Consider the following 11,766-nt stretch of genomic DNA (forward strand, 5'->3'; position numbering starts at 1 on the left):
GGCGGACGACTGCGCCACCGACCCGCGAGCAGGGGCGGATCCGGGCGGTGACGGGCCGGCGACGGCGGGGCGAAACACGCCGGACCCATCCGAGGCGACTTCCGGAAACGGCGCTCTCACAATTCGGTGCGGTCAGCGAGGACCGTGCCTGGCGGAATGGCCGGGAGACCCGGACGCGCAGCCCCGCTGACCGGGACATTCGGGTGCCACGGAGCAGGCGCAGCTGGCGTAACCCACCCGATACGGACGCGGCACGGCGGCGAAACGAACGAGCGGTGGACTGCACCAACGACCCGCTGCACGAACCACACGCTCCACGAACACCCCCGCACCCATCACCCGCCCACCGACAGGAGCACCCCGATGATCACCACCGTCGTCGCCGGCAACCCCAAGCCGGCCTCACGGACGCTCGACGCCGCGACGGTCGTGCTCGAACGGCTCACCGGCCGCGCCCCCGACCACGTCGTCGACGTCATCGACCTGGGTGCCGGCCTGCTCGGCTGGGGTGACGCCGCCGTGTCGGACGCCGTCCGGACCGTCGCCGGTTCGGACCTCGTCGTCGTCGCGTCGCCGACGTTCAAGGCGACGTACACCGGCGTGCTCAAGCTGTTCCTCGACCAGTTCGGAACCGGCGACGGACTCGCCGGCGTCGTCGCGGTGCCGCTCATGCTCGGCGCCGGCCCGGCCCATGCCCTCGCCCCCGAGGTCTTCCTCAAACCGGTGCTGGTCGAACTCGGCGCGACCGTCGTCGCACCCGCCCTGTACCTCAACGACAAGCAGTACTCGGACCCCGCATCGACCGACGTGTGGCTCGCCCGCTGGCAGGACGTCGTCCTCGGCGCGGCCGCCGTCCACCAGGAAGGAACCGCGTCATGATCAGCCCCTACTCCACCGAAGCCCCGGACCTGTCCGCGCTCAAGCAGGCGTTCTCCGGGTTCCCGTGCGGCGTCGCCGCGCTCTCCGCCGTCGTGGACGGCGAACCGACCGTGCTCGTGGCGTCCTCGTTCACGGTCGGCGTCTCGCAGGACCCGCCGCTCGTGATGTTCGCGGTGCAGCACACGTCGACCACGTGGCCGGTGCTCCGGGACGCCGGCACGATCGGTGTCTCGATCCTCGGTGAGGGGCACGCGCAGGTCACCCGGCAGCTCGCCTCGCGTGACAAGTCGATCCGCTTCGTCGGTGTCGACACGACGGTCGCCGAGACGGGTGCGGTGTTCCTGCAGGGGGCCCCGATCTGGCTGGAGTGCTCGGTCGAGCACACCTACCCGGCCGGCGACCACGACATCGTGGTGCTCCGGGTGCTCGGGCTCATGTCCGACTTCGCGCACAACCCGCTGGTCTGGCACCGGTCCGCCTTCGCGACCCTGACCGCCTGACCGGCGCCGGGCAACGGACTGGAGGCCCGCCCCGCGTGAGCAGATCTGCTCACGTGGGGCGGGCCTCCAGTCCGGGACTGCCTCTGCCGGGCCCGTCCGGCTGGCGGCGTCAGCCGCGCAGCGCCTCGGACAGCTTCACGCGACTGCCGGTGCGGAGCAGTGCGTTCTCGTAGACGCGGGCACCGATGACCACGACCGCGACCACCGAAGCGGCGACGATGACGAGCGACAGGATCGGCTCCCACCACTCGGCGGTCCCCAGGAAGATCCGCATGGGCATGCCGATCGGGGCGCTGAACGGCACGTACGACATGATGCCGAGGATCGTCGGGTTGTCGTACGCGACGATGATCAGGAAGTACGGGATCATCACGAGCATCATCACCGGGGTGGTGACGCTGCCGACGTCCTCCTGGCGGGACACCAGCACGGCCGCCGCGGCGAACAGCGATGCCAGGAGCACGAACCCGATCGCGAAGAAGCCGATGAACCACAGGATGCTCGGGCCGAGCATCGCGAACATGTTGTCCTGCCCGGTCACCGCCAACGTGACGATGGCGGCGACGGCCACCGCGACGATCTGCGCGAAGGCCATGATGCTGTTGCCGAGGACCTTGCCGGCGAGCAGCGCCCGGGCCGGGATCGCGGACATCAGGATCTCGACCACCCGTGTCGACTTCTCCTCGACGACGCTCTGCGCGATCGACTGGCCGAACGTCACCGCCGACGCGAAGTACACGACGCCGAACGCGATGGCGATGAGGTACACCAGCCCACCCGGCAGTGCATCCGGGTCGAGCAGCTCGATGCGCGGTGTCACGCTCAACGCCGAGACGACCTCGGACGGTGCCTCGTCGAGCCCGACGACCTTGTAGCCGAGCGGGTCGTCCGACGGCACGATCGCCGCGTCGACGTCGCCCTTCGTCACGAGCCGTTCGGCGTCGTCGACCGATGCCGACTTCGTGACGTCGAGCCCGCTCGTGGTCGGCAGCGAGACGCCGTCGACGACCGCGACCGGGGTGGTGTCGTCGGCGGTGGCCTTGCTCACGATCCCGCCGACGACGATCGATGCGACGACCATGCCGATCAGGATGAGCGCCGAGACCACGAAGGCCTTGCTGCGGATGCGTGCCTGGATCTCACGTGCGGAGACGAGCCGCACGGCCTGCACGAAGGAGTTGTTCATCGGACGACCTCCCGGAAGACCTCGCTGAGCCGCGGCACCCGCGGCGAGAACGACCCGACGGTGCCGTGCTGCACGGCGCGCTGCAGGACACGCTGGGCGGTGGCGGCGTCGGCCTCGAAGACCGCGTACCCGCCGTCGAACTCCCGGACGGCCACACCCGGCTCGTCGCGGAGCCAGGCGACGTCCCCGTCGACCAGCAGCTCCCACGCGGCCGGGCCGGCCTGCTTGCGGAGTTCCTCCTGCGGACCGGCGGCGCGGATCGTGCCACCGGCGATGACGACGACGTCGTCGCAGAGCCGCTCGACCACGTCGAGCTGGTGGCTCGAGAACAGCACCGGGACGCCCCGGGCCGCGGTCTCGCGCAGGACGCCGAGCACTGTGTCGACGGCCATCGGGTCGAGGCCCGAGAACGGCTCGTCGAGCACGAGCACCTCGGGGTCGTGTGCCAGCGCCGCCGCGATCTGCACGCGCTGCTGGTTGCCGAGGGAAAGCTTCTCGACGGGGTCGCCGGCGTGTGCGGTGAGTTCGAGGCGTTCGAGCAGCTCGCCGGTGCGGGTCGTCGCGGCGCGCTTGTCGACCCCGTGCAGCCGGGCCAGGTAGGTGATCTGCTCGGCCACCGGCATCTTCGGGTACAGGCCGCGTTCCTCGGGCATGTAGCCGAAGCGGCGGCGGTCGGCGGGGCGGACCGCCGTGCCGTCGATCGAGACCGAGCCGGCGTCGGCCTGGAGCACGCCGAGCATGATGCGCATGGTGGTGGTCTTGCCGGCACCGTTGCCGCCGACGAAGCCGGTGAGGCGGCCGCTGCCGACCGTGAACCCCACGTCGTCGAGCACCCGGCGGTCGCCGAAGTGCTTGGTCACCCCTTCGATGGTGAGCATGTCGTTCCCCTTCGTCGCGACGCTGGTCGTCGCTGCGTCCGACGCTATTGGCCGGGAGGCACGCCCCGCCTCCGCCGCCAGGCGGGACTTGGGTGGGTGGTCGGCTCCACCGCGTGGGGGAGGACCGCGCGTCGGTCCGGCGGGCCGGGCGGCGCGGCGCGCGCTGGGTGCGGGTCGGCACGGTGCGGCCTTGTTCGGCTCGTGCGGGTTTGGTTGCACGGTGCGTCGTTCTGGCGGCGCACGGTGCGGTCAACGCGGCACGGGTTGAACGAAGGCGCACGGTGCGGGCGTGGGGTGCGGTGGTGGGCACGGTGCGGGCTTGTTGGGCTGGTGCGGGTTTGGTTGCACGGTGCGTTGTGGTGGCGCGGCACGGTGCGGTCAACGCTGCACGGGTTGAACGAAGGCGCACGGTGCGGCCATGTCTGCGAACTCGGCACCGTGCGGGCTTGTTCGGCTCGTGCGAGTTCGGCGCGGCTCGGTCAGCCGGCGACGCCGTGCTCGAACGCCCAGACGACGGCCTGGATGCGGTCGCGCAGTGCGAGTTTCTGCAGCACGTTCGACACGTGGGTCTTCACGGTGGCGTCCCCGACGTAGAGCTCGGCGGCGATCTCCGCGTTGCTCAGGCCCCGGGCGAGGAGCCGCAGCACCTCGGTCTCCCGCTCGGTGAGCCCGGCCACGGCGAGTGCATCGTCGCCCGTCGTCGAAGGCGTCGCGGTCGTGGTGGTCGCCGAGGGCTGCACCGCAGCCGACGCCGTCGCCCGGCTGATCACCCGGCGCGTGACGTCCGGCGCGAGCAGGGCGTCCCCGGCGGCGACGGTCCGCACGGCGTCGATCAGCCGCTCGGGGGAGGCGTTCTTCAACAGGAACCCGCTCGCCCCCGCCTCGAGCGCCTGGAACAGCGCGTCGTCGCTGTCGAACGTCGTGAGGATGAGCACCGCCGGCGGGTCCGGCAGTGCCGCGATCCGTCGCGCGGCCTCGAGCCCGTCGACGCCCGGCATCTGCACGTCGAGGCAGACCACGTCCGGACGGAGCTGCTGCACGGCCTCGACCGCCCCGGCGCCGTCCGCGGCTTCGCCCACGACCCGGAACCCGGGCTCGGACTCCAGGATCACGCGGAACCCGGCGCGGACGAGTTCCTGGTCGTCGGCCAGCACGATGGTCAGGTCGTCGGCAGCCATGCCCGCACCAGGTAGCCTCCCCGGGCTCGTGGCCCGATCTCGATCCGTCCGTCCACGGCGGCGACGCGTTCCCGCATCCCGACGTGTCCGAGGCCGCTGCCGGAGGTGCTCCGGGCAGCACGGGCACCGAGCCCGTCGTCCGTGACCTCCACCTCGACGCCGTCGTCCAGGTACCGCAGCCGGACGTCGGCGCGGGCGGTCGGGCCGGCGTGCTTGAGGATGTTCGTCACCGCTTCCTGCACGATCCGGTACGCCACCGCGGCCACCGTCGGCGGCACCGGGCGCTCGTCACCCACGACGACGTACTCGGCGGGGTGGCCGGCCACCCGGGCGGACTCGGCCAGCTCGGCGATCCGCGTGAGGCCCTCGGTGCTCGGGCCGTCGCCACCGGCCGCCCCGAGGCCGGACGCGTCGTCGTCGGAGCGCAGGGTGCCGAGCATGCGCCGGAGTTCCTCCACCGCGGTGCGGGCGCTCTCCTCGACCACCCCGAGCGAGGCGGTGGCCTGCGCGGGGTCGCGGCCGATCACGCGCCGTGCAGCACCCGCCTGCACGCCCATCAGCGAGACGTGGTGGGCGACCACGTCGTGCAGCTCGCGGGCGATCCGCACCCGCTCGATCGTGACGGCCTGTGCCGCGGACCGCTCCCGTTCGGCGGCGAGTTCGGCGGTGCGTTCCGCGAGCTCGTGTCGTGCGACCGCGGAGGCCCAGGCCCGGTTGCCGGCGTACCAGGCAGCGCCGAAGTAAATCACGTTGATGACGATGTTGAGGAGCGAGATCGCCACGTAGGGAGCCACCGGGGAGTCCGTGTCGTTCGGCAGTGCGTTCGGCGACGCCCACCCGAACGAGATCGCGACGAACAGCCACGCGAACATGCCGCCGATGACGACCCAGCGCACTGCTTCGGCCCGCACCCGGTCGGAGCACCACGCACCCACCGTGTACAGCGCGATGAAGAGCGTGAAGTTGACGAGGAAGACCTCGGGCACCTGGAGCAGCTGCGTCGCGGCGAACGCCACCGCCGACACGAGGGCCACCGACATCGGGAACCGTCGGCGGAACGCGATCGGGGCCGCGTTCGCGACGATCATCAGCGCCGAGACCCACCAGGCGGCCTGGTCGTCGCCGTAGGTACCGGCCGACCCGTACAGGAACGTCGTGACCGCGAGCCCACCGGCCAGCACAACTGCGAGCACCGTGTCCTGCCGGTACTCGTGCCGCCCCACCGGCAGTCGCGACCACTCCGCCGTCGTCCCCACTCGCGAAACGCTAGCGGAATCCCCGTGCGATGTCGCCACCAGGCTGGACTGCTCGGCATCCGCTCGCGTCACGGTGCTCTGTCACCCAGCGGGCTCGGCGATCGCCCGGATGACGGCGAAGTGCCGCTCGAACGCATCTCGTCCTGCGTCGGTGAGGGCGAGCCAGCTCCTCGTGCTCCGCCCGACGCGAAGTCTTCGGATGCGGAGGAACCCCGCCTCTCCCAGGGTCGCCGCTGCTTGGGACAGCGTTGAGTCGCTGACCTCGAGTGCGTCCCGGACGATGCCGAACTCCGCTTCGTCCACCGTCCTGAGCAGAGCGAGCAGTGAGAACCGCACCGGCGAGTGGATCCGGTCGTCGAGTTCGTGCCGAGGGTGGGAGCCGCTCGTCATCGACGCCTCGGCCGAGCCTGCACCGCCGCCACGACGAGGGGCGCTGCGACGACGAGCGAGGTCACTCCCCACCCCAGCACCGAAGTCGACCCGTCGAGTCCTCGGAGCAGCGCGGCATCGAGGGGAGCGACGGCGAGGACGTACAGGACACCGGTTGCGACCCAGGCGACGGTCATCAGTCGGTTGCCGCCGCGGGGGACGACCCGCCGGGTACTCGCGACGAGCCAGAGCGCGACGACGACGACCGCGGCGACCGCGAGGATCGGCAGCCGCGGGGCATCCAGCCCCTCGACCACGAACACGAAGGACGCGACCACGGCGGCACTGCAGAGGAACACCGGTGTCTGCCAGCCGCGCCCGTGCCGGAGACGAGTCCCGGCTGCAGCTCCTCGAGTGGAAGTGTTCATGTTCACAGATGGTAAACGTGAAACTGCCGCGTCCGCGGATGTCCCAGCGGAACAGCAGCTTCGCGCCGAACGCGTCGGTCGGTGCGCGGCAGGAGTAGCCTCCCGCCAACGAGCAGGGGAGACGCCATGCAGTTCCTCGTCAACGTCATCGACGACGGCCAGGCTGCCGCCGTCGGCAACACGTACTCCGCGACCGACGCCGAAGCCGCCGCGGTCGACGCCTTCAACGAACGGATGGGCGACGCGATCGTGTTCGCCGCCGGGGTCTCCGCACCCGCTGACGCCACCGTGGTCGACGCCCGCGAGGGCGCGACCGACACGACGGCCGACACGACGACCGGGCCCGCCACGACCGGGCCCGCGACGAGCACCGACGAGTACGTCGCCGGGTTCTGGGTCATGGACCTCCCCGACGCCGAGACGGCTGCCCGGGTGGCGCACCAGGCGTCGCAGGCGTGCAACCGGAAGATCGAGCTCCGCCCGCTGCTCTGACGGCACGGACCCAACCCGGCCGGCGGACCACCGCGGGGAAGGCGCTCGCCGCGGTCACACCCGCCCCGACCACGAACGTCACCACGAACCCGATCGCACCGACGAGCGCTCCGGCACCCGCAGCGCCGACTGCCTGCCCGAGCACGAGTGCGACGAACAACATCGATGTGCCCGCCGACGACCGCTCGGCATCGATCTCGGTCGTCCACGCGATCAGTGCCCCGGTCGCCGCCGTGTAGCCCCAGCCGAACACGGCACACGCCAGCAGCGCCGCGACCGTCGACTGCGGCGCTGCCCCCAGCACCACGACGGCGACGGCGACCGACCCCGCCGTGACCGCCCAGAGCCTCCGGGCGCGCAGTCCGTTCGTCCACCGCGCGGTGACCACGACGGCCGCTCCGCCGATCCCGAGCGCGATCCAGGCCGACACCGAGACGACGACCGACGCGCCAGCCTCCACCAGCGCCGAACGTCCGTAGGTCCAGACCACGGCGGAGCCCGCCCCGAACAGCAGCGCCAGCACGAGGACCCCTCGGTGCGCCGCGAACCACGGGGTGCCGGGCAGCGGTGACCGGGAGGCAGCAGTCCCGCCGCGGGACACCACGAGCAGCAGCACTCCGACCACCAGGGCGAACACCCCGGACACCGCCCAGGCCGTCCGCCAGTCGGGCAGCAGCACGAGGGCGAGCACTCCGGCGCCCACGAGCCCGGGGCCGGTACCGGCGTTGACGATCGCCTGCGCGCGGCCCTGCAGCGCCTGGGGCACCTGCGCCGCGACGATCCGCACGAGGGCGGGCGACGCGAGTCCGGCCCCCGCCGACGCGGCCACGGCGCTGATGCCGAACGCCAGCGAGCCGCCGGCCGTCGCCATGGCGATCGCACCGATCCCGGCCACCAGGGTGGCGACCGTGACGAGCACCCGGGGCATCCGTGCGGCGAGCACGAACCCGGCCACCGCGCCGACGCAGTACAGCGCCGAGGCACCCGACGATACCCACCCGGCGGCGTCGGACCGGAGCCCCAGGTCGCGCTGCACGTCGGGCAGGAACAGCCCGTACGCCAGGCGCACCAGGCCGTAGGTGGCGGCGATCAGGCCAAGTCCGCTCACCAGGAGCAGACGATGTCGTAACGAAAACGATCGTTTCACTTTTCAGAGCCTAGGGTGCTCTCATGGTGATGCGCCCAGGGACCGAGCAACGGCTGCTCGACGCCGCCGAGGAGCTCTTCTTCTCACAGGGCATCGCCGCCACCCCGATCGACGCGGTCCTCGAACGGGCCGGGGTCTCGACGGCCACCCTGTACCGCGGCTACGCGAGCAAGGAGTCGCTCGTCGCCGCGGCCCTCACCCGTCGCCACGAGGACTGGATCGCCACGTGGGACCGTGCGGTCGCCGCCGAACGGGACGACCTGGGCCGACTCCTGGCGGTGTTCGACGCCCTCGACGACTACCGCTCGACGCCCACGGGCTCCCGCTGGTGCGCCTTCCTCGGCACCGCCGCCGAGTACGCCGACGCCCCCGCCGAGGTCCGACAGGTCCTGGACCTCGAGACCACCACCCTGCGCCGGCGGCTCGTGGCACGGGCGGTGCCGGTGGTCGGTCCCCGTGCCGGGGCCCTCGCCGACCAGCTGCTCCTCATCGTCTCCGGTTACCTTGCGATGCGACTGCGCGACCCCGCGCTCGACACGACGACGGCACGATCCGTCGCCGCGTCCCTCATCCGGGAACACACCCCAGACGGAACGGCGCCCACCACATGACCCGATCGCGTGCTGCCACGATCACGCGGCGTTCCCTGCTCATCGGTGGCACGGGCATCGTCGCCGCGGGAGCCGTGGCCGAGGGGATCAACCTCGGCCTGCTGCCCGGGCGCTCGACCCTGTACCGGGTCCTCGGTCTGGACGGCACCGACGGCACGGTCCCCGACGTCCAGCCGGTCCCCACCACCTCCGGCACCTTCGTCTCGACCGCTCGGAACGGCCGCACCGTCGGATGGACGATCGCGGCCCCGGCATCCGACACCCCCTTGCCGGTGGCGGTCGCCCTGCACGGCTACGGCGACGACCACACCTCGTTCTTCGGGCGGAGCCTGGGCTACGACCGGTTCCTCGCAGCGCACGTCGCCGACGGAGGAGCACCGTTCGCGATCGCCTCGATCGACGGCGGCAACCGCTACTGGCACCGGCGTGCCGACGGCGACGACCCCGCCGCGATGGTCGTCGAGGAGTTCCTGCCCCTGATCGCCCGCCGCGGCTTCGACACGGACCGCCTCGCCCTGACCGGCTACTCGATGGGTGGCTTCGGCGCCCTCCGGCTCGGCGGAGTGCTCGGCGCCTCGCGCGTCCGGGCCGTCTCGGCCATCAGCCCCGCGCTCTGGAAGTCGGCCGCCGACACCGCCCGCGGCGCCTTCGACGACGCCGCCGACTTCCGCGCGAACACGGTCCTCGGGCGGCAGCGCGCCCTGGACGGTGTCGCCGTCCGCGTCGACTGCGGCAACGGTGACGGGTTCGCGCCGGCGGTGCACACCTACGTCGACGGCTTCGACACGCCTCCGGCCGGGGGCTTCGCACCCGGCGCCCACACGCACGGCTACTGGCGCCGCCTGGCGCCGCAGCAGCTCGCCTTCCTCGGCCGCCACCTGGGTCGCTGAGCCGACCAGCGTCCCGACCAGCGCCCGGGACGCGCGTCGAGGCGGACGGGAGGCCCGTGGCGGCCCCGCACCGCGCCTCCAGGCCGTCGACCGGTCACCGCAACGGCCCGTGCTGCGTGACCAGGAGCGCCCAGGAGCGCTCAGGCGCGACCGCGGTTGCGGCGCCGGATCTCCTTCGGAGCCCGCCCGGCCATGAAGGACCGTGCAGGATCGACGAGGAAGCCCTGCCGGAGTGCCTCGCGACCGACGAGCATCCGGAAGCCCATCTGGTCACGGTTGCTCAAGGTGACCTCGGACTCGACGACCTGCCCGGCCAACGCGATCCGCGTGCGGACGACGATGCGCTCCTGGGTGTGCCCGGTCGAGCTGCGGACGATGCGCCGGTCGTGCACGTCGCACTCGATGGTGGAGGCGTCGGCATCGGTGTCCTGCCAGGGGTGCAGCGAGAACCGGACCCGCTCGCCGGGCAGTTCCTCGAGGTCGAAGGCGTGCAACGCGGAGCTCCGGGCGCCGGTGTCGAGCTTCACCTTGATCCACGGCACGCCGAGGTCCGGCAGTCCCGCCCACTCCCGCCACCCGGCGACGACGAGCCCGCTGTCGGAGGACTTCGGAGCTCGGGCCATGTGCCCATCCTGTCGCATGCTCCGTGGCCACGTCCGCATGCTTTGATGGAGCGTCGCCGTCGATCCGACCCAGCGGAGAACCCCTCGATGAAACTCGCCATCCTGTCGCGCGCGCCCCAGGCGTACTCGACCCAGCGCCTCCGCGCAGCGGCACTCGACCGCGGTCACGAGGTCAAGGTGCTCAACACCCTGCGCTTCGCGATCGACCTGTCCGGTGACGACCCGGACCTGCTCTACCGCGGCAAGCTGCTGAGCGACTACGACGCCGTGCTGCCGCGCATCGGCAACTCGATCACCTACTACGGCACCGCCGTGGTGCGCCAGTTCGAGCAGATGGACGTGTACACGCCGAACACGGCGAACGGCATCACGAACTCGCGCGACAAGCTCCGGGCGAACCAGATCCTGTCGCGGCACGACATCGGCATGCCGGCGACGACGTTCGTGGCCGGCCGCAACGACGTGCGCGGCGCGATCGAACGGGTCGGCGGCGCGCCCGTCGTCATCAAGCTCCTCGAGGGCACGCAGGGCATCGGCGTGATCCTGGCACCCGAGGCGAAGGTGGCCGAGTCGATCGTCGAGACCCTCCACTCCACGAAGCAGAACGTCCTGATCCAACGGTTCATCGCCGAGAGCCGCGGGCGTGACATCCGGGCCCTCGTCGTCGGTGACCGGGTCGTGGCGGCGATGCGTCGGACCGCTTCGGGCGACGAGTTCCGCTCCAACGTGCACCGCGGCGGCACCGTCGAGAAGGTCACGCTCTCGCCCGAGTACGAGGCCGTGGCCGTCCGCTCGGCGCAGATCATGGGCCTCAAGGTCGCCGGCGTCGACATGCTCGAGGGCAACGACGGGCCGCTCGTGATGGAGGTCAACTCCTCGCCAGGGCTCGAGGGCGTCGAGCGCGCCACCGGCCTCGACATCGCCGGTGCGATCGTCGACTTCATCGCGAACCAGGTCGCGTTCCCCGAGATCGACGTCCGGCAGCGGCTGTCCGTCTCGACCGGCTACGGCGTCGCCGAGCTCCTCGTGCACACGAACGCCGACCTGGTCGGCAAGACGATCAAGGAGTCCGGGCTCTGGGACCGCGACATCACGGTCCTCACGCTGCACCGCGGCTCGAACGTCATCCCGAACCCGCGCAGTGGCGTCGCCCTCGAGCCGGGCGACCGGCTGCTCTGCTTCGGCAAGCTCGAGGAGATGCGGTCGATGATCCCGGAGCGCCGCAAGCGGCGCGCGAAGGTGCGGAAGCTGCCGAAGGAGCCGTTGCAGACCGAGGGCTGAGCGCTCGGGCGCTGCAGCGCCGTGACAGCCGGGAGGCCCGGATCGCGT

General features: G+C 71.9%; 14 protein-coding genes. 6 read left to right on the forward strand and 8 right to left on the reverse strand.

Annotated features, from left to right (window positions below; translation table 11 throughout):
- Positions 1-363 precede the first annotated feature (363 nt).
- Positions 364-879, forward strand: a complete 516-nt coding sequence (locus BIU91_RS13990; RefSeq protein WP_071405946.1) for an NAD(P)H-dependent oxidoreductase — start codon at positions 364-366, stop codon at positions 877-879.
- Entirely contained in the window at positions 876-1,379 is a 504-nt protein-coding gene (locus tag BIU91_RS13995; RefSeq protein WP_071405947.1) for a flavin reductase family protein, read from the forward strand. The genes BIU91_RS13990 and BIU91_RS13995 overlap by 4 nt, the downstream gene beginning before the upstream one ends.
- 109 nt (positions 1,380-1,488) lie before the next feature.
- Here BIU91_RS13995 and BIU91_RS14000 read toward each other — a convergent pair whose 3' ends face one another.
- The 6 genes from BIU91_RS14000 to BIU91_RS14025 all read right to left on the reverse strand — a co-directional run bounded on the left by BIU91_RS14000 (position 1,489) and on the right by BIU91_RS14025 (position 6,674).
- Positions 1,489-2,565: an ABC transporter permease gene (locus BIU91_RS14000; protein ID WP_071405948.1), complete on the reverse strand. Its 1,077-nt coding sequence runs from the start codon at positions 2,563-2,565 to the stop codon at positions 1,489-1,491.
- Positions 2,562-3,443, reverse strand: a complete 882-nt coding sequence (locus tag BIU91_RS14005; RefSeq protein WP_027465984.1) for an ATP-binding cassette domain-containing protein — start codon at positions 3,441-3,443, stop codon at positions 2,562-2,564. The genes BIU91_RS14000 and BIU91_RS14005 overlap by 4 nt, the downstream gene beginning before the upstream one ends.
- A gap of 479 nt (positions 3,444-3,922) precedes the next feature.
- Positions 3,923-4,621 (reverse strand): response regulator transcription factor, encoded by a 699-nt coding sequence (locus BIU91_RS14010; RefSeq protein ID WP_071405949.1) that lies wholly within the window; start codon positions 4,619-4,621, stop codon positions 3,923-3,925.
- Positions 4,603-5,877: a sensor histidine kinase gene (locus tag BIU91_RS14015; RefSeq protein ID WP_253183768.1), complete on the reverse strand. Its 1,275-nt coding sequence runs from the start codon at positions 5,875-5,877 to the stop codon at positions 4,603-4,605. The genes BIU91_RS14010 and BIU91_RS14015 overlap by 19 nt, the downstream gene beginning before the upstream one ends.
- Positions 5,878-5,958: 81 nt before the next feature.
- A complete protein-coding gene (locus BIU91_RS14020) occupies positions 5,959-6,267 on the reverse strand; it encodes a transcriptional regulator (protein WP_071405950.1) in 309 nt (102 codons plus the stop codon).
- Positions 6,264-6,674, reverse strand: coding sequence for a hypothetical protein (locus BIU91_RS14025; RefSeq protein ID WP_139196622.1), 411 nt, complete (start codon positions 6,672-6,674; stop codon positions 6,264-6,266). The genes BIU91_RS14020 and BIU91_RS14025 overlap by 4 nt, the downstream gene beginning before the upstream one ends.
- 126 nt (positions 6,675-6,800) lie before the next feature.
- Here BIU91_RS14025 and BIU91_RS14030 point away from each other — a divergent pair, with 126 nt between their 5' ends.
- Complete coding sequence (locus BIU91_RS14030; RefSeq protein WP_071405952.1) at positions 6,801-7,166, forward strand: YciI family protein; 366 nt, start codon at positions 6,801-6,803, stop codon at positions 7,164-7,166.
- Here BIU91_RS14030 and BIU91_RS14035 read toward each other — a convergent pair.
- Positions 7,072-8,274 (reverse strand): MFS transporter, encoded by a 1,203-nt coding sequence (locus BIU91_RS14035; RefSeq protein ID WP_071405953.1) that lies wholly within the window; start codon positions 8,272-8,274, stop codon positions 7,072-7,074. The two genes, BIU91_RS14030 and BIU91_RS14035, sit on opposite strands and share 95 nt — an antisense overlap.
- A gap of 62 nt (positions 8,275-8,336) precedes the next feature.
- Here BIU91_RS14035 and BIU91_RS14040 point away from each other — a divergent pair, with 62 nt between their 5' ends.
- Positions 8,337-8,924: a TetR/AcrR family transcriptional regulator gene (locus tag BIU91_RS14040; RefSeq protein ID WP_071405954.1), complete on the forward strand. Its 588-nt coding sequence runs from the start codon at positions 8,337-8,339 to the stop codon at positions 8,922-8,924.
- Positions 8,921-9,814, forward strand: coding sequence for an alpha/beta hydrolase-fold protein (locus BIU91_RS14045; RefSeq protein WP_071405955.1), 894 nt, complete (start codon positions 8,921-8,923; stop codon positions 9,812-9,814). The genes BIU91_RS14040 and BIU91_RS14045 overlap by 4 nt, the downstream gene beginning before the upstream one ends.
- A 140-nt stretch (positions 9,815-9,954) precedes the next feature.
- Here BIU91_RS14045 and BIU91_RS14050 read toward each other — a convergent pair whose 3' ends face one another.
- Positions 9,955-10,437 carry a RimK/LysX family protein gene (locus tag BIU91_RS14050; protein ID WP_027465989.1) on the reverse strand — a complete coding sequence of 161 codons (483 nt, stop codon included), beginning with the start codon at positions 10,435-10,437 and terminating at the stop codon, positions 9,955-9,957.
- Positions 10,438-10,524: 87 nt separating this feature from the next.
- Here BIU91_RS14050 and BIU91_RS14055 point away from each other — a divergent pair, with 87 nt between their 5' ends.
- Complete coding sequence (locus tag BIU91_RS14055; protein ID WP_027465990.1) at positions 10,525-11,718, forward strand: RimK family alpha-L-glutamate ligase; 1,194 nt, start codon at positions 10,525-10,527, stop codon at positions 11,716-11,718.
- Positions 11,719-11,766: the final 48 nt, after the last annotated feature.

It is taken from the genome of Curtobacterium sp. MMLR14_002, assembly GCF_001864975.1.
GTDB classification, from domain to species: Bacteria; Actinomycetota; Actinomycetes; order Actinomycetales; family Microbacteriaceae; genus Curtobacterium; species Curtobacterium flaccumfaciens.

Excerpts from the sequence above, each read along its gene's own strand:
- BIU91_RS13990 (WP_071405946.1), top strand. The coding sequence starts at position 364 with ATGATCACCACCGTCGTCGCCGGCAACCCCAAGCCGGCCTCACGGACG.
- BIU91_RS13995 (WP_071405947.1), top strand. The coding sequence starts at position 876 with ATGATCAGCCCCTACTCCACCGAAGCCCCGGACCTGTCCGCGCTCAAG.
- BIU91_RS14000 (WP_071405948.1), bottom strand. The coding sequence starts at position 2,565 with ATGAACAACTCCTTCGTGCAGGCCGTGCGGCTCGTCTCCGCACGTGAG.
- BIU91_RS14005 (WP_027465984.1), bottom strand. The coding sequence starts at position 3,443 with ATGCTCACCATCGAAGGGGTGACCAAGCACTTCGGCGACCGCCGGGTG.
- BIU91_RS14010 (WP_071405949.1), bottom strand. The coding sequence starts at position 4,621 with ATGGCTGCCGACGACCTGACCATCGTGCTGGCCGACGACCAGGAACTC.
- BIU91_RS14020 (WP_071405950.1), bottom strand. The coding sequence starts at position 6,267 with ATGACGAGCGGCTCCCACCCTCGGCACGAACTCGACGACCGGATCCAC.
- BIU91_RS14025 (WP_139196622.1), bottom strand. The coding sequence starts at position 6,674 with ATGAACACTTCCACTCGAGGAGCTGCAGCCGGGACTCGTCTCCGGCAC.
- BIU91_RS14030 (WP_071405952.1), top strand. The coding sequence starts at position 6,801 with ATGCAGTTCCTCGTCAACGTCATCGACGACGGCCAGGCTGCCGCCGTC.
- BIU91_RS14040 (WP_071405954.1), top strand. The coding sequence starts at position 8,337 with ATGGTGATGCGCCCAGGGACCGAGCAACGGCTGCTCGACGCCGCCGAG.
- BIU91_RS14045 (WP_071405955.1), top strand. The coding sequence starts at position 8,921 with ATGACCCGATCGCGTGCTGCCACGATCACGCGGCGTTCCCTGCTCATC.
- BIU91_RS14050 (WP_027465989.1), bottom strand. The coding sequence starts at position 10,437 with ATGGCCCGAGCTCCGAAGTCCTCCGACAGCGGGCTCGTCGTCGCCGGG.
- BIU91_RS14055 (WP_027465990.1), top strand. The coding sequence starts at position 10,525 with ATGAAACTCGCCATCCTGTCGCGCGCGCCCCAGGCGTACTCGACCCAG.